Origin of the sequence: Salinicola sp. 4072 (assembly GCF_036663415.1) — a bacterium.
In the GTDB taxonomy this organism is placed as follows: Bacteria; Pseudomonadota; Gammaproteobacteria; order Pseudomonadales; family Halomonadaceae; genus Salinicola; species Salinicola salarius_A.
In genome coordinates, this window is the sequence record NZ_JAXOVV010000001.1 from 88,808 (window position 1) to 105,256 (window position 16,449).

Genomic DNA, 16,449 nt, shown 5'->3' on the forward strand with positions numbered 1-16,449 from the left:
TACCCTTGCCCTTGTTCATGCTTTTAGCGATCGCCAGATTACGGAAATCGATATTGGCATAGCCAGCCAGGATTGTCGTTATCCCGCGTCAGGGTTCACGACTTAAGCACAAGAATCGGGACGCTACCGCTATTTTCAAGGTTGAATACTCAACATTCGATGATGTTCACCGCCAGTCCGCCGCGGGAGGTCTCCTTGTATTTGTCCTGCATGTCGCGCCCGGTCTCGCGCATGGTCCGAATGACCTTGTCGAGAGAGACGAAATGCTCGCCGTCGCCGCAAAGCGCCATCTGCGCGGCGTTGATGGCCTTGACTGCCGCAATCGCGTTGCGTTCGATACAGGGCACCTGGACCAGACCGGCGATGGGATCACAGGTAAGCCCCAGATTGTGTTCGAGCCCGATTTCGGCGGCGTTTTCGACCTGGGCCGGGGAGCCTCCCATCAGCTCCGCCAGCCCGGCGGCGGCCATCGCACAGGCCGAGCCGACCTCGCCTTGACAGCCCACTTCCGCTCCGGAGATCGAGGCGTTGGTCTTGCACAGAATGCCGATCGCGCCAGCAGTCAGCAGAAAACGAACGACATCCCGCTCGCAGGCATCCGGCTGGAATTTCATGTAGTAGTGCAGCACGGCAGGCACGATCCCCGCGGCCCCGTTGGTCGGCGCGGTGACCATCCGGCGCCCGGCGGCGTTCTCCTCGTTGACCGCCAGCGCGAACAGGTTGACCCAGTCCATCGCCGAGAAGGTACTGGCGATCAGGCTCTTCTCGTTGTTCAGCGCCATGAGACGCCGATGCAGTGCCGGAGCGCGACGCCTCACGTTCAGCCCGCCGGGCAGCACGCCCTGCTGATCCAGCCCGCTATCGACACACGCCTTCATCGCCAGCCAGATCTGCCAGAGCCCATCGCGGATCTCCGACTCGCTGCGCCAGACCTGCTCGTTGGCTAGCATCACGTCACTGATGGAAAGCCCCTCACGATGGCAAATATCGAGCAGCTCGACGGCATTCTTGAACGGGTATGGCACCTTCACCGTGGAGGTGACGGCATCGCCCTGCGCCGCCTGCTCGGCATCGACGACGAAACCGCCGCCGACCGAGTAATACGTATTGTCGTAGATGACCCCATGATCGTCGGAGGCGACCAGGCGCAAGGCGTTGGTGTGGTAGTCGAGAATCTCGTCGCACCATTCGATGTCCCGCGCCGCATCGAATGCCACCGCGTGCACGCCAGCCAGCTTCAGCTCTCCGTCCCGCGCCATTGCTGCCAGCTTGAGCGCCAGGTCATCGGGATCGACGGTCAACGGGCGCGCTCCCATGAGCCCCCCTATCACCGCGCTATCGGTGTTGTGCCCCTTGCCGGTGGCCGATAGCGAGCCGTAGAGCGTGACCGACATCCGGGTCACCGCGTGCAGCAGCTCGCGTTCGCGCAGGGTCGCGACGAAATCATGGGCAGCCTGCATCGGTCCGACCGTATGCGAACTGGAAGGCCCGATACCAATCTTGAACAGGTCGAATACGCTGAATGTCATGCGGCTACCTCCGATGTCGCTCGGGCGCCAGAACCCGTCGTTTTCGGACCCAGCGCATGATGTAGTTTGACTTCAGTCTGGCCGCCGGTTACATCAGGAACAATCGATAAAAACTGCCAACACCTATAGCCTTGCTAAACCATGATCCAGTCACTCAATGCACAAACCCATGCCTGGCTGAAGGTCTTCGCCGTCAGCGCCCGCCACTTGTCGTTCACTCGGGCAGCGGAGGAGCTTCATGTCACCACCGGCGCCGTCAGCCAGCAGATCAAACAGCTGGAAGAGCGGCTCGGTTTTCGCCTGTTCAGGCGTCTGCCGCGCCAGCTGGCGTTGACGGAAGAAGGGGAACGGCTGGCCCAGGTCGTCGCTCAGGCTTACGATGCCGTCGGGTTGGAGGTCGACCGCCTGCGCGGCGGCGTCATGAGCGGCGTGCTCAGGCTACGCTGCCTGCCGTCGTTTCTGGCCAAGTGGCTAATGCCGAGATTGCCGCGGCTGCAGGCCCGCTTCCCCGATATCGAGCTGCACGTCACGGCGGAAGACAGCAATCTTTCGTTGCTCGACGGCGGCTACGATCTGGCCATCGATCTCAACGACGGCCACTATCCGGGCCTCCAGACCACGCCGTTGATCGACGAGAAGATCTTCGCCGTCTGCTCGCCGCAGCTGCTCAGACGGCGCCCACCGCTCACCACCCCCGAGGCGCTGGGCTACTATCCGCTGCTGCACGACGTCACGGCCTGGCGCGGAAGCCACGATTATGCGGAGTGGGAGCACTATCTGCGGGCGATTGGCGGTGAACAGGTCAACGTACGCCGAGGCTACACGTTCAACCGCAACCAGCTGACGGTGGAGGCGGCGATCGCCGGCATGGGCGTGGCGATCGCGCGCCGGACGCTGATCGGCGACGAGTTGGACAGCGGACGCCTGATCGCGCCGTTCGCCGGCTCGGTGGCGACCGGCAAGCGCTACGGCCTGGTCTATCAGCAAGGGGCGCTGGACGACCGCCGCGTACGAGCGGTTCACGACTGGCTGGAGGAGGAAGCGCGGCGATCCGTGGAGACCGCCCCGCTTGTAGACTCCGCAGAATGAGTCAATCTGCGGGCAAGGCCTGAGAGCTATCTGAAAAGCGTCTAGCGCACGACCCCGCGCTCGCGCAGCGCCGCCAGACGCTCTCCCTCGACGCCCAGCGTCGCCAGCACCTCGTCGGTATGCTGGGCAAAGACCGGCGCCGGCCGGCGAATTTGAGACGGCGTCTGGGATAGTTTGCTGGCGAAGCCGATGGTCTGCATGCGCCCGATCACCGGGTGGTCCAACTCCTGCACCATGCCCCGCTCCCGGTAGTGCGGATCGTCCATCGCCTGGGCGAAGTCGTTGATCGGCCCGGCTGGTACGCCGGCTTCATCGCACAGCGCCAGCCAGTGCTGCCGGTCTGCCGTGCACATCAGTTCTTCCAGCAGCGCCTCCAGCGCATCGACGTTCTTTCCCCGGTCGCTATTGGTGACGAAGCGAGGATCGGCGGTCAGATCAGGCCGTTGCAGCACGTCGTTGCAGAACCGCTCCCAGGTGCGCTGGTTGGCGCATCCCAGCATCATGTAGCCGTCGCGAACCTTGACCGCCTGGTAAGGCGCGGAGACTCGGTGCCGCCATCCGGTCGGCTGCGGGACGCGCCCTTCGGCGAAGTAGGCCGCCGCTTCCCAGGTGAACCAGGGCAGGCCGCACTCGGCGATCGCCACGTCCACCAGTTGCCCCTCCCCCGTCTTCTGCTTGTGAATGTAGGCCGCCAGTATCGAGTAGATCGCGGTGATCCCGGCGCCGATATCGTAGACCGCCACGCCGGTCTTCAACGGCCGCCGGCCGGGCTCGCCGGTCATCGACATCAAGCCGGTCATGCCCTGGGCGACCAGATCGAATCCGCCCTTGCGCCGATACGGCCCCGTCTGGCCGTAGCCGGAAATCGAGCAGTAGACCAGGCCGGGATTGATGCCCTTGAGCGTCTCGTAGTCGATCTTCAACGACTGGGTAACGCCGGGCCGATAGTTCTCGACCACCACATCCGCTTCCCGCGCCAGTTCATAGAAGAGCGCCAGCCCGTCGGGCTCCTTGAGATTGAGCGAGATGCTGCGCTTGTTGCGGTTGATCTGCGCGAAGCAGGTGGACTCGTCGTTGACGTATGGCCCCATCTGACGGCTGTCGTCGCCGCCCTGGGTCTTCTCGACCTTGATCACGTCGGCGCCCATGTCTCCCAGCACCATGGTGCAGTATGGCCCGGCCATGATCTGCGAGATATCGAGTACCTTCATGCCTTCCAGCGGTAACATGGCGATTCTCCTTGCCTGTCTTCGAAACGGCGAATAGAGCGATTGATCGACGCACGCCCCCGCCGTGAACTCGACAGCGAGTCCACGCCAGTCACCGATGGGAGCGAGGCGGCGCCGGTTGGCGGCTAGGGTCTGTTGACGTTTCATGCACGGCCGCGCCGGAGCCAGTTTTTGTGCGGGGCAAGGCGTGAGGAGCGTAGTTTGGTCATTCCAAATGAACGACGAATAACGCAGCACCGTGCAAAAACTGGCCCGGCCCTTCGGGTTGCACGGCAAATGGCGCCATGCGGCGTTGCGGGATTGGAAAAGGGAACCACCCTTCTCTGCATCCCGCGCCTGGCCTGGCGCCATTTGGCGCAGCAACGCGGTTCGCGCTGAAACGTCAACAGACCCTAGCGGCCCTGCCAGGTGTACGGGGTCTTGTCGACGAATCGCCTGACGGCGCCCTGGAAATCTTCGCTGGTGTAGCACAGCGCGATCAGGTCATCGGCAGCATCATGGCCGGGGCGGCGCCGATCCAGAATGCGGTTGATGCAGGCCTTGGCCGCGCGCATCGTCAGCGGCGCATGCCCGGCCAGCTTCTCGGCGAGCTTCGCCGCTGTCTCGTCGAGGGCTTCGCTGTCGACGATCTCGTCGATCAGGCCGACGGACAGCGCCTCCTCCGCCCCGATCATCTTTGCCAGCATCAGCACGCGCTTGGTGCGCACGATCCCGATCAGATCGACCAGCCGCGAGACGTTGGTGATCGACAGGCAGTTGCCCAGCGTCCTGGCGATGGGAATGCCGAACTTGAAAGCGCCATTGGCGTAGCGGAAGTCGCAGGCCATCGCGATGGCCGCGCCCCCACCGACACAGTAGCCGTCGATCAGCGCGACCGTCGGTGTTTCCAGTCGCTCGATCCCGCCGATCACCGCATCGATCCGGCGTTCATAGTCGATGCCGTCGCCGCGCTCGCGGAAGTCGACGAACTGCTTGATATCGGTGCCCGCGACGAACGCTTCGCCGCCCTCGCCGCGAAAGGCGATCAACTTGATCTCCTCGTCTTCGTCGAATCGTTGGCAGGCCTGGATCATGGTTTCGTACATGTGCCAGGTCATCGCGTTGCGGGCCTCGGGTCGATTGAAGCGAATCCAGCCGATCGCGCCACGCTGGTAGCAACGGATCTCGTCATCCTGGGTCATGGTAGGGGTTCTCCTGGTCGATGCCGGGTCGGGTTTCCGGCATCAGGTGCCGTAGATCAGATTCACGAGCAGTAGCGCGAAGTCGGGCACGTAGGTGTTGAACAGCAGCACGACGAACAGCACCCCCAGGAACCAGAGGTTGGTTCGCGTCGTACGCCAGATGTCTGCCTTGGCGATCGAGCACGAGGCGATCAACACGCTCGCCACGGGCGGCGTCTGCTGGCCGATGGCCAGGTTGAGCGTGACGATCAGGCCGAAGTGCAGCGGATCGATGCCCACCTGGATAATCAGCGGCAGCACGATCGGCACTACCAGGATGATCGCCGCCGCCGAGTGCAGGAACACGCCAAGAATCAGGAAGATGATATTGAGCAGCGCCAGGATGACGTACTTGTTGTCGGTCAAGCCGGCGATCGAATTGGCCAGTTGTTGCGGCAGCTGGGATTCGGTGAGATAGAGCCCCACCAGTGCGGAACTGGCGACCAGCAGCATCACCACGGCAGTCTGGATGCCGGCATCCAGACAGGATTTCCACAGGGTCTTGAGCGAGAACTCCCGATAGATCACGGCACTGATGAAGATCGCGACCACGACCGCCAGCGCCGCGCCTTCGGTGGCGGTGACGATGCCGCCGAAGATGCCGCCGAGAATGATCACCGGAATCATCAGCGCCCAGATCGCCTCCTTGAACGACTTCCAGACTCGGCTGGCCTGGAAACGCCCTTCGGAAGGAAAGTTGTTCTTGCGCGCCAAAAAGTAGCAGACCACGGCCAGGCCCAGAGCGCCCAGCAGCCCCGGGAAGATGCCCGCGACGAACATCTTGACCACCGACTCTCCCGACATGACCGCGTACAGGATCATCGGGATCGATGGCGGCAGGATGATCGCCAGGCTGGCAGCGGACGACGAGATCGCCGCAGCGAACTCTTTCGAGTAGCCGCGATTCTTCATCGCCGGAATCAGCAGGCTGCCCAGCGCGGAGACACCCGCCACGGCAGAGCCGGAAATCTCGGCGAAGAAGATCGAGGAACCGATGGTCACCATCGCCAGGCCGCCCTTGACGAAGCCGACCAGCGACGCCGCGAAGTCGATCAGACGCCGCGAGATGCTGGAGGCGTTCATGATCGCCCCGGCAAGGATGAACAGCGGAATGGCGATCAGCGGAAAGTTGGTCGCGCCCTCGAACATGGTCAGCCCGATATTGGGCAACGCATAGACGCCGTAGCTGGAGTAGACGGCGACGGCGCCGACCAGACCCAGCGCAATGGCGATCGGTACGTTGAGCACGATCAACAGCAGCAGTCCTACGAACATTAGTGCCAGAATCATCGTGTCGCACTCCCTGCATCGGACTGACTGGCCATGTTCGAGCCGAGACCCACCTCCTCGAGCTCATGATCGACGAAACCGTCTCCCCTCGCCTGTCGAATCACCTCCGGCAACCGCAGCAGCTCGGCGATGATGAACAGCACCGAGGCGATCGGCAGCGCCGACTGCGTGAATTGCAGCGAGACGGTGGTCAGGCTGATCATGGTCGACCCCGCAAGAATCTGGACGACTTGCCAGCCGGTCACCGTCAGCAGGACGAAGAAAGCGATCGTCACGGCCTCGCCCAGCAGCGCGATCGGCAGACGCACGCTCGGCGGAAACGCATTGACGATACTGGGACAGGCGATGTGTGCCCCCTTGGCGGCAGCCAGGGCAGCACCGTAGTAGGTCAGCCAGGCCAGGCTGATCGAGGCCGCCTCGTCGTACCAGGTAAAGGGCGACCCCACCAGGCGCGAGAGGAAGCCGACGATCACGATCCCCGCCAGCACCAGCATGTTGACGACCACGATGATCTCGAGCAGTCGGCTGAAGCCATCGCGCAGCGTATTCAGAGTTTTCACAGGCGGCTCCTTCGTCCACGGCCCGGTCGCGCCGTGATTCGGCACGACCGGGCCCGCGAATTAACTGGCGGGTTGCAGTTCACGCACCTTGTCGAGCATCTCCTGGCCACCGTCGACGTCCTTGATGAACTTGTCGTAGACCGACTGGGAGGCATCGATGAAGGCCTGACGATCGACCTTGTTGATCTGCAGACCGGCGTCACGCATCTTGGCCAGCGTCTCCTCGTCGAGCTTCGCGCCCTGCTCCAACGCGTAGGATTCCATCTCCATGGCCGTCTGCTGGAGCACCTCGCGCACGTGCTCGGGCAGCCGGTTCCAGCTCATGCCAGCCGTCACGAAGGCCGGGGTGTAGATGTGATCCGACAGCGAAAGGTACTCCTGCACCTCCTGCAGGCGCGAGGCGTAGGTCTGGACCAGCGGGTTCTCCTGACCATCCATCGCTCCGGTCTGCAGGGCGACGAACACCTCGGAGAGCGCCATGGGCGACGGGTTCGCGCCGTAGCTCTTGAACATCTCGACACGCCAGACGCCCTGCGGCACTCGCAGCTTGATCCCGGAAAGGTCGGCAGGCGTATTGATCGGATGGACGTTGTTGGTGATCTGGCGGAAGCCGTTCTCCCACACGCCGATGATGTGATAGCCCCGGCTTGCGGCGACGGGATAGAGCTGAGGTCTCACGACTTCGTCGCGCACCCTGGCCATATGGTCACGATCTGCGATCAGATAAGGCATTTCGAACAGCGCGAACTGGGGAGCGACGCTACTCATGACGGTCGAGGGCAGCGCCAGATCGACCGTGCCCAGCTTGAGCTTCTTCAGCAACTCCGAGTCGCCGCCCAGCTGGCTCGACCCGTAGACGACCACCTTGGCTTCACCCGCCAGCTTTTCGTTGGCGCGTTTGGCGAATTCCTGGGACACATCGGCGAACAGCGAATCCGGCTCGCCGACGTGCGCGAACTTGATCTGGACTTCCTGGGCATTGGCGTGGCTGATACCGGCCATCAGCGCGAGCGCCAACAGGCCTGCTTTGAGAGTTTTCATCACTGGCGTCCTTCTGTCTTTTTATAGTGGCTCGCCTGAACGATGGATCGGAGACGGTCAACGAGGCTCCCGCGACGCCCCCGGTCGATACCCCGCAGTGCGAGCACCTTGGAGATCCTGCCGGCGAATTATGAATTCATAATTCATTATTGCCCAACCCGACATTTGTCTATTGACGGAAAGTTGAAACCGGGAAAATCCCGCAACGCTCAGAACGGCGCAGCAGGAGGCAGAAACAGGAGAAATTCCGAGCGGAAAGCGGAAAGCGGAAAGCGGAAAGCGGAAAGCGGAAAGCGGAAAGCGGAAAGCGGAAAGCGGAAAGCGGAAAGCGGAAAGCGGAAAGCGGAAAGCGGAAAGCGGAAAGCGGAAAGCGGAAAGCGGGATGCAATCCCCTTCCGCCACCAGATTAAAAGGGTGTCGTTCTGTCCCAGCTCGGTCTTACGAACTACGGCTCCGGGCGACGCCCGGGTCATCATCGATCACCCCGCTCGCGGCCGCCACGACCAACTTATGGCGCAGATGCTCTCGCAGTATGCTACCGAGTCGCTCTCCGTCCCGGGCCAGCAGGCATTCGATCATGGCTTCATGATCGGCCACGGCCTGGTCCCAGTACTCATCGATCATGCTGGAATAGCGCACCCGCTGAATGCGGTAGTTCAAGCTGCTGTGGGTCTCCCGCAGTACCTCGTTGCGGGCTGCCAGCATGATGGCATCGTGAATGCGGTGGTTGAGTTCGAAGTAAGGCCGAATCTCCTTGCGCTTGTAGTGCGCCATCATCTGATAGTGCAGCGCCTGGATGTCGGCGACCTCCTCTTCGGTAATATAGCGACACGCCAGCTCGCCGGACAGCCCTTCCAGCGCGCCCATCACGCTGTAGGTCTCCTCCAGCATCTGGCGCGTCAACCGCACGACACGCGCTCCCCGGTTGGGCAGGAGTTCGACCATCCCCTCGGACGCCAGTACCTTGAGCGCTTCGCGAAGCGGCGTTCGAGAAACCCCGAACTGCTCGCATAGTTGTTTTTCCGGAATCCGGGTACCGGGAAGCAGGGTTCCATCGTTGATCATGTCCCGGATGCGGGCGGCTGCCTCGCCGTACAGGGTGTTTTGCTGAATCTTGATCATGGGGCACTCAGAACAGGTTCGATGTTTCCATTCTCCCAATGGCGCATGGATGACGCCACTAAAAATGAATTATGAATACAAAAACAGAGAATGGAGATCACAATGGCTCGTAACGTCTATCTCACCCACCAGACTTTGTCACTGAAGCAAGCCCGCACCATTGTCGAGGCCGCTCTAGCCTATGCGGCAGCGCAGTCGATGAATCCCATCACCGTGACGGTCATGGATACCAGTGGGCACCCGATAAGCTGCGACAGAGCCGATGGCTGCGCCACTTTACGGTTGGCCGTCTCGCATGGCAAAGCCAAGGCCGCCTTGGGCTACGGTCTGTCCAGCGGCACGATCGGTGAACGGAATCAGGCACGACCGTCGTTCCTGTCGGCAGTCGCCTCGGCGTCCCAGGGCGAATTCGTCCCCGTGGCCGGCGGCGTGCTGATTCTCGACGAGCAGGAGCGAGTCATCGGTGCCGTCGGTGTCAGCGGAGACAGTTCCGACAATGACGAACGGGCTGCCATGGCAGGAATAGAGGCAGCCAGCCTGCGGGCCGGTCTCGCGCCAGAAAATTAAGAAAAGCTTAAATTTTTACGGAACAGCGCTTCTTAAGAACATTAAGGCTGATAATCTTAGCCAGCTATCAATTGCTGTGCAGGAATCTATCATGCCTACTCTCTCCTTTCGCGCAATCGCCTTGAGGGCCGGCATCTACGTCCTGATCCTGGCCGGGCTCATGCAGATAGTGATGACGGTGGACGCCAGACATGCGGGCGCCCCCGATTTCAGCGAGACTTCGCTGACGGAACTCACCCAGGCTGCGCTGCTGCTGCTTTGTACGGTTCTGATGCTGGTCATTCGTCTGCGTTACAGAGTCCTGCGCAGCGTCAGCCTGCTGATGGCCGCATTTTTCGCGATATCCTTCGTGCGGGAGAACGACCAATGGCTGGATGCCTACGTCTTCGATGGCGCCTGGCAATGCCTGGCGGTACTCCTGGCACTACCGACCCTGACGCTGGTGATACGCGCACGGCGCGGCTTTCTCGAAGAGTTCTCGCTGATTGCCAACAGCCTGGGATTCGGACTGTTCGCGGGCGGCTTTCTCACGACCTACGTGTTCTCGCGCCTCTACGGGCGCAGTGAATTGTGGCAAGCCCTGATGGGCGAACACTACCTGCGAATCGTCAAGGACGCAGCGGAAGAGATCACGGAACTGGCCGGCTACAGCCTGCTGTTTTTCGCTAGCGTGGAGCTGCTGCTTTTGGCCAGGCGACTTCGCAACGAAAAGCCCTCTACCCCGACTTAACCTTCTACCATGTCTCTTAAGACCGCCACGTAGCACAAGACAGTAGCCTTGCTGCTGCGACTATCTTCAAGGCCCTCCTGCTCCCTTGTCGAGTTCAGTCTCGCTGAAACGAGAAAGCCGCCGATTCTACAATGAGAAACGGCGGCTACCGACACCCGGATATCCGAAACGATCAGTCGTTGGTCACCTTGGGCGGTTCGATCTCCAACTTCTGAGCAGCGATGACGGCCTGCGTACGCGAGTGAACCCCTAGCTTGCGTAGTATGGCCGTCACGTGAGCTTTGATGGTGGCTTCCGACACATTGAGTTCATAGGCGATCTGCTTGTTGAGAAGCCCTTCCGTCAACATGTTGAGTACGCGAAATTGCTGTGGCGTCAATGAGGCGATCGCTTCCGCGAAACGGGCATCCTCCGGACTGCCCTCGCCCATGGCATCCGCCAGATAAGGCGGCAACCAGACTTCACCCTTGAGCACTTCACCGATCGCTTCGGCGATGGTGTCGAGAGAAGCAGACTTGGGAATGAAACCCGAAGCGCCGTAATCGATGGCACGGCGGACCACGTCCACCTCTTCACTACCGGATACCACCGTCACCGGAATATCCGGCATCTGTCCGCGAAGCTGGATAAGCCCCGAGAAACCGTGAGCGCCAGGCATGTGCAGATCGAGCAGGATCAAATCGGCATCGGGGTGTCGAGTGACGACTTCCGTCGTCGCCTCCATGGTGTCCGCCTCGACGATTTCTGCTTGCGGCGACACCTGTCGCAATGCCTGATTGAGCGCCGCCCGGAAGAGTGGGTGGTCATCGGCAACGATGAATTTCTGGGCAAAAGCCATTGATTCTCCTCCGGCGCTGTCGAGATATGTGGCGAGATAGTCGGTCCACTATCGCCACCTAGACAAAGATGGTTCAACTATTGATTAACGGCATGTTACCCCATGCACTCGTGGAATCCCAAGTATCAAATCATTGGGAAAAAAATCCAGGGATAACCAAAGGGTAAATACGCCGCAAATACATAAAAAAAGTTCGATCGTCTCGGAAAGCTGGCGTGCTTCCCTCCCTTTGGAGTGGCACGAAAAGTACCGGGAGGAAAGCCTCTTTCAAGACGATCGAACGACAATCATCAGTCGATATGAGTAGCGGTCACTCAAATTAACTAGTTATATAGCCGTCACCATGATGATTGACCCAAAAGCCCATTTCAAAACTCGAAATGACGAATCAGGAGCGCACATGGCGATTTTCGATCAGATCCTCCACGACGCCAGGATCGGCGAGTGTCGAGGTATCACCTAGCCCATCGCATTCATTGGCAGCAATCTTGCGCAGGATACGGCGCATGATCTTGCCGGAGCGAGTTTTCGGGAGTCCCGGCGCCCATTGGATCACATCAGGCGTGGCGATCGGGCCGATATCCTTGCGCACCCACTGCTTGAGTTCCTGCTTCAACTCCTCGCTGGGTTCGACGTCATCGTTGAGCGTGACATAGACATAAATCCCCTGACCTTTTATATCATGCGGATAGCCGACGACAGCCGCTTCGGCCACGGATTGATGAGCGACCAGGGACGACTCAATCTCCGCCGTTCCCATCCGGTGTCCGGACACATTCAGCACATCATCGATACGCCCGGTGATCCAGTAATCCCCATCGGCATCGCGACGACAGCCATCTCCGGTGAAGTAGACCCCTTCGTAGGTGGAAAAGTAGGTCTGAACGAAGCGCTCGTGATTGTTCCAGATCGAGCGCGCCTGCCCTGGCCAGGAGTCGAGGATGACAAGATTCCCCTCGGTCGCGCCTTCCAGTCGCTTGCCATCGTTGTCCAGCAGCGCCGGTTGAACGCCGAAGAACGGCTTGGTGGCGCAGCCCGGCTTGAGATCGGTGGCGCCGGGGAGCGGCGTGATCATGTGTCCGCCGGTTTCCGTCTGCCACCAGGTATCCACGATCGGGCAGCGGGAATTGCCGACGACGCGGTAGAACCAATCCCACGCCTCCGGGTTGATCGGCTCCCCCACCGAGCCGAGAACGCGCAACGAGCTGCGCGTGCTGTCGTCCATGATGTGCTCGCCATGCGCCATCAGCGAGCGGATGGCCGTCGGCGAGGTATAGAGAATCGAGACGTTGTGCTTGTCGACGACCTGCCCCATGCGGCCATGGCTGGGGTAGGTCGGCACGCCTTCGAACATCAGCGTGGTGGCGCCGTTGGCCAGCGGCCCGTAGACGATATAGCTGTGCCCGGTAATCCAGCCTACATCGGCGGCACACCAGTAGACTTCGCCATCGTGATAATCGAAGACCAGGCGATGGGTCAGCGCAGCATAGAGCAGATAGCCACCGGAGGTGTGCTTCAGCCCTTTCGGTGTCCCCGTCGACCCGGAGGTATACAGAATGAACAGCGGATCTTCGGCGTTCATCGTCTCGGCGGGGCAATCGGTGGACTGCGGGTCGACGACCTCATCGAACCAGCGATCCCGGCCTTCATGCCACTCGATGTCGCCACCGGTGCGCTTGACCACCAGCACGGACTCGACCACGTCGGTGCCCTCCCGGGTCAGCGCCGCATCGACGTTGTCCTTGAGCGGCACCTGCTTGCCGCCACGTACCGACTCGTCGGCCGTGATGACGACGCGGGATCGGGAATCGACGATACGCCCCGCCAGGGCATCCGGCGAGAAGCCGCCGAACACCACCGAATGCACCGCACCGATGCGCGCACATGCCAGCATCGCCATGGCCGCTTCCGGCACCATCGGCATGTAGAGCGTGACCGTGTCGCCCTTGCCGACTCCCAGGGACTTGAGGCCGTTGGCGAGCTGCGAGACGCGCTGGTGCAGCTCACGGTAGGTGATGGTCTTGTGATCGGCGGGATCGTCGCCTTCCCAGATGATGGCGGGCTGATCGCCCCGGGTTTCCAGATGACGGTCCAGGCAGTTGTGGGCGACGTTGAGTTCGCCATCCTCGAACCAGCGGATATCGACATTGTTCGAAGCGAACGAGGTGTTCTTGATCGTGGCCGGCTTCCGGCTCCAGCTCAGGCTTTCGGCCTGCTCGCGCCAGAAGCCTTCGGGATCTTCGACAGACTGGCGATAGAGCGTCTCGTAACGATCGCGATCGATCCAGGCATCGGCTGCCAAGCGCTTATCGACAGGATATACGCGCTGCTGTTCGCTCATGCTCCAGTCTCCCTGTTGATGACTATGTTCGTACCCGTTCGACGGCGAAAGCCCAACTGGCTCAATGCGATAGACCATCGACGCTCGAGTGGGTCAGCATATAACGGCGGCACCGGGCACCCCCTATTAGACCTTCGTATCAACCAGTGTCGTTCGCCTGTCGCAATCGTGCCAATCAGGCTCGATCCGACGACGACAGGGTCGCCGAAAAGCGAGGCCCGTCGACGCTTCACGCACGGCCGCGGCTCGCGCTGAAACGTCGACAGCCCTGGTGAGGTTCGAGTGGGAAAGAGAAAAAGAAATGGAGAAAAGGGAGCTCGCTGGAACGCCGCCAGCGCTATGCCGGCGACTCCCGATAGGCAAAGGTCAGCGTCGCTCGACAGTGACGGCAGCGATACCGAGTCCCCCTCGAGGCCTGGGAATGGCGCCGCCCGGTGAATCGATGCAGGGTCTCGCAGCGGCAGCGATAGAGATAAGGCGAAGGGCTGGCACGCGCGATGTCGAAACGGTGCGTGACGACCGGCTGCAGACCATAGAGCTTTCGCATCACCGTCTGCCACTCGCGCCCGTGAGGCCGGGCGTTCAGCCCTTCCTCCAGATGGAAGACCAGCCAGTGCGCCATCTCGTGGGGTACGATCTCGTCCATGAAAGCCTGCCGGTTCTCGAGCAGCAGCGTCCGATTAAAACGCAGTCCGCCACGCTGGTAATGCGCCTGCCCGGCGCTCCGGCCGCGCAGGTCGAACCAGATCCTGGGCCGGGGTAGCGCCGGGTGCACCTCACAGGCGAGCCGCCAGGCGGCGTCGGCTCGCTGCAGCAGCCGGCTTTCCAGCGACGACTCGTCGAGCGCCTCCAGCGCCTGGGCGTCACTTTCGCCGAGGGCGGGGGAAACGGGGGAAGAACGCAGATCGATCATGGGATGATAGAATGCCGACGACACGGACGGGCGTCCAGCCCGCCGATCCTTGCCATGGATTCCTGTGGGTCACACGCTCGTATCGATCCCAGGTTCGTATCGGCCGCACATTCATTATCTTCGCCTGATCCGGAGCGCCCTCATGCCTGAACTCTCGTCTGAACGACCGGACGATGCCGTCGAGAGCCAACCGCCGCTGGATGACGACGCGCTGGCGCGCCTCGACGACTACCTGAACGCCGAACGTCTCGGCGAAGAGGCGCCGGATGTCATCAGCGCCCACGGCTATCTGGTGGCGCTTGCCGTCTCGCCTCGGGATATCTCCCCAGAGCAGTGGATCGCCGAGCTTTTCGAGGGAGAGCCTCCTTTCGACGATACCGCCGAGCGCGACGAGATTCTCGGCCTGCTGGAAGCGCTCAAGGCCAACGCCGCCAGCATCCTGGAGCGCGGCCACTGGGTCGAGTTGCCCTTCGATGCCGAGCTGGATGAAGCGGGAGAGATGGCCGCCGCCATCGAGGACTGGTGCGCCGGATTCATGCAAGGCGTCTTTCTCGACGAGGCGGCCTGGTTCTCCCAGGATGAATCGCATGTGGCCGCCCTGCTGCTGCCATTCATGGCGCTGTCCGGCCTGTTCGACGACGAGCCGGAGATCGCGGAGATGGTCACCGAGGACGCACAGTTTGCCGCCCTGGCGGGCCAGCTTCCGGAGTTGACGCTGGATCTCTACCTGCATTTCCGGGTGCCGCCGGAGCCGCCCAAAGGCAAAGGAAAGAGCGCCGCCAGAACATCCGGTGGGCGCAAGCGTGGCCGCAAGCGCTAGGGTCTGAATCAGCGCCGGATCCCGCCGCTACTTGAGCCGTGTCACCCAGGCGTTGAGCGTGCCGAACAGCCACTCTCTCGCCCGCTGCCCCCACGAGCGCCGGGCCCAGCTTTCGGCATCGATATGCTCGCTGGCGGCGAAGTTGCGTTCGAACAGCCGGGCGACTTCGGCCGCGAATTCGGCGTCATCGACCTCCTGGTTGGCTTCGAGATTCCACTGCAGGCTCCAGTGATCGAAGTTGCACGACCCCAGCGATACCCAGTCGTCGACGACGCTGAACTTGGCATGAATGAAATTGGGCTGGAATTCGTAGATCCTGACCCCCGCCTTGAGCAGCCGGCGATAAAACCGCTGCCCGGCGTAGCGCACGCCGGGGTGGTCATGGTGCCCGCCACCGGCCAGCAACAGGCGCACGTCGATGCCGCGGCGGGCGGCGCGAGCCAACGCCCGACGCAGGCTGAGCGTCGGCACGAAGTAGGGCGTGCACAGCCAGAGCCTGCGGCGAGCCGTGCCGATGCGCCCCTGCAGCGAGAGACGAATCGCCTGATAGCGATGTCCCCGCCCCCAGATGGCCCGACCCCGCATGCCGCCGGCAAAGGGTGCCGGCACCGATGCCCCGTGAAGCGACCGCGTCAGACGCGTTCGCGTGCCATCACCGCGCGTCAGCGGAGAATCCCAGACGTGGGCGAACAGCTGCATCCAGTCCTCGACCACCGGCCCCTGAATACGCACCGCGACCTCGTACCAGGCATCGATGAACTCGTCGACGATGCCGAAGCCGCCGGTAAAGGCCGTGACGCCATCGACGACGACGAGCTTGCGATGATCGCGCATCAGGTTGCCGCCCAGCCGCGTCACCGCCAGCGGGTTGAAGAACCGCAGCTCGACGCCGCCGTCCCGCAGTCGCCGCCGATCGCCATGCGACAGCCCCATGCTGCCGACGCCATCGAGCATCAGCTTGACCTCGACCCCACGCGCTGCCGCCGACGTCAGCGCGTCGATGAAATGCTCGGCCAGCGAGCCCGACTCCATCAGATAGAGCTCGATCCACAAATAGTGCCGGGCGCCTTCGATGGCCTCTCTCATGGCAGGCCAGAAACGCTTGCCCTCCGGCAACAGCTCGAAACGGTTACCGTCCTTCCATGTCGCTTGCATTAACT

The 16,449-nt window shown here is 61.9% G+C and carries 16 protein-coding genes; 4 read left to right on the top strand and 12 right to left on the bottom strand.

What is annotated here, in order from left to right:
• Positions 1-149 precede the first annotated feature (149 nt).
• Positions 150-1,529, bottom strand: coding sequence for an L-serine ammonia-lyase (locus tag R3F72_RS00380; RefSeq protein ID WP_303856252.1), 1,380 nt, complete (start codon positions 1,527-1,529; stop codon positions 150-152).
• A 141-nt stretch (positions 1,530-1,670) separates the two neighbouring features.
• On the opposite strand from R3F72_RS00380, the gene R3F72_RS00385 reads away from it, so the two are divergent.
• The gene (locus R3F72_RS00385) at positions 1,671-2,618 is read left to right on the top strand and encodes a LysR substrate-binding domain-containing protein (protein WP_332778617.1); all 948 of its coding nucleotides are present in this window, start codon (positions 1,671-1,673) and stop codon (positions 2,616-2,618) included.
• A gap of 41 nt (positions 2,619-2,659) precedes the next feature.
• Here R3F72_RS00385 and R3F72_RS00390 read toward each other — a convergent pair whose 3' ends face one another.
• The 7 genes from R3F72_RS00390 to R3F72_RS00420 all read right to left on the bottom strand — a co-directional run bounded on the left by R3F72_RS00390 (position 2,660) and on the right by R3F72_RS00420 (position 9,080).
• A complete protein-coding gene (locus R3F72_RS00390) occupies positions 2,660-3,847 on the bottom strand; it encodes a CaiB/BaiF CoA transferase family protein (protein ID WP_110631396.1) in 1,188 nt (395 codons plus the stop codon).
• A 392-nt stretch (positions 3,848-4,239) separates the two neighbouring features.
• Positions 4,240-5,028 carry an enoyl-CoA hydratase/isomerase family protein gene (locus R3F72_RS00395; RefSeq protein ID WP_332778618.1) on the bottom strand — a complete coding sequence of 263 codons (789 nt, stop codon included), beginning with the start codon at positions 5,026-5,028 and terminating at the stop codon, positions 4,240-4,242.
• A gap of 42 nt (positions 5,029-5,070) precedes the next feature.
• Positions 5,071-6,357 (bottom strand): TRAP transporter large permease, encoded by a 1,287-nt coding sequence (locus R3F72_RS00400; protein ID WP_276232244.1) that lies wholly within the window; start codon positions 6,355-6,357, stop codon positions 5,071-5,073.
• Positions 6,354-6,917: a TRAP transporter small permease gene (locus tag R3F72_RS00405; RefSeq protein ID WP_332778619.1), complete on the bottom strand. Its 564-nt coding sequence runs from the start codon at positions 6,915-6,917 to the stop codon at positions 6,354-6,356. The genes R3F72_RS00400 and R3F72_RS00405 overlap by 4 nt, the downstream gene beginning before the upstream one ends.
• Before the next feature lie 60 nt (positions 6,918-6,977).
• On the bottom strand, positions 6,978-7,958 hold the full coding sequence (locus R3F72_RS00410; RefSeq protein WP_332778620.1) for a TRAP transporter substrate-binding protein: 981 nt from the start codon (positions 7,956-7,958) through the stop codon (positions 6,978-6,980).
• Positions 7,959-8,167: 209 nt separating this feature from the next.
• Positions 8,168-8,431, bottom strand: a complete 264-nt coding sequence (locus tag R3F72_RS00415) for a hypothetical protein (protein ID WP_332778828.1) — start codon at positions 8,429-8,431, stop codon at positions 8,168-8,170.
• On the bottom strand, positions 8,397-9,080 hold the full coding sequence (locus tag R3F72_RS00420; protein WP_087719238.1) for a GntR family transcriptional regulator: 684 nt from the start codon (positions 9,078-9,080) through the stop codon (positions 8,397-8,399). Before R3F72_RS00420 ends, R3F72_RS00415 begins: the two co-directional genes overlap by 35 nt.
• A 102-nt stretch (positions 9,081-9,182) precedes the next feature.
• Between R3F72_RS00420 and R3F72_RS00425 the strand changes: the two genes are divergently transcribed.
• On the top strand, positions 9,183-9,647 hold the full coding sequence (locus tag R3F72_RS00425; protein ID WP_303854594.1) for a GlcG/HbpS family heme-binding protein: 465 nt from the start codon (positions 9,183-9,185) through the stop codon (positions 9,645-9,647).
• Positions 9,648-9,738: 91 nt separating this feature from the next.
• Positions 9,739-10,377, top strand: coding sequence for a hypothetical protein (locus R3F72_RS00430; RefSeq protein ID WP_087719236.1), 639 nt, complete (start codon positions 9,739-9,741; stop codon positions 10,375-10,377).
• A gap of 172 nt (positions 10,378-10,549) precedes the next feature.
• Here the strand turns inward: R3F72_RS00430 and R3F72_RS00435 are convergent, their stop codons facing one another.
• The 3 genes from R3F72_RS00435 to R3F72_RS00445 all read right to left on the bottom strand — a co-directional run bounded on the left by R3F72_RS00435 (position 10,550) and on the right by R3F72_RS00445 (position 14,493).
• Positions 10,550-11,215 (bottom strand): response regulator, encoded by a 666-nt coding sequence (locus tag R3F72_RS00435; RefSeq protein ID WP_087719235.1) that lies wholly within the window; start codon positions 11,213-11,215, stop codon positions 10,550-10,552.
• 388 nt (positions 11,216-11,603) lie between these two features.
• Positions 11,604-13,556, bottom strand: coding sequence for an acetate--CoA ligase (gene acs, locus R3F72_RS00440; protein WP_087719234.1), 1,953 nt, complete (start codon positions 13,554-13,556; stop codon positions 11,604-11,606).
• 337 nt (positions 13,557-13,893) lie between these two features.
• Positions 13,894-14,493: a SprT family zinc-dependent metalloprotease gene (locus R3F72_RS00445; RefSeq protein WP_332778621.1), complete on the bottom strand. Its 600-nt coding sequence runs from the start codon at positions 14,491-14,493 to the stop codon at positions 13,894-13,896.
• Between the two features lie 118 nt (positions 14,494-14,611).
• Here R3F72_RS00445 and R3F72_RS00450 point away from each other — a divergent pair, with 118 nt between their 5' ends.
• A complete protein-coding gene (locus tag R3F72_RS00450) occupies positions 14,612-15,289 on the top strand; it encodes a YecA/YgfB family protein (RefSeq protein WP_332778622.1) in 678 nt (225 codons plus the stop codon).
• A gap of 27 nt (positions 15,290-15,316) precedes the next feature.
• On the opposite strand, the gene R3F72_RS00455 is transcribed toward R3F72_RS00450, so the two are convergent.
• Positions 15,317-16,444, bottom strand: coding sequence for a phospholipase D-like domain-containing protein (locus R3F72_RS00455; RefSeq protein ID WP_332778623.1), 1,128 nt, complete (start codon positions 16,442-16,444; stop codon positions 15,317-15,319).
• Between the last annotated feature and the right edge of the window lie 5 nt (positions 16,445-16,449).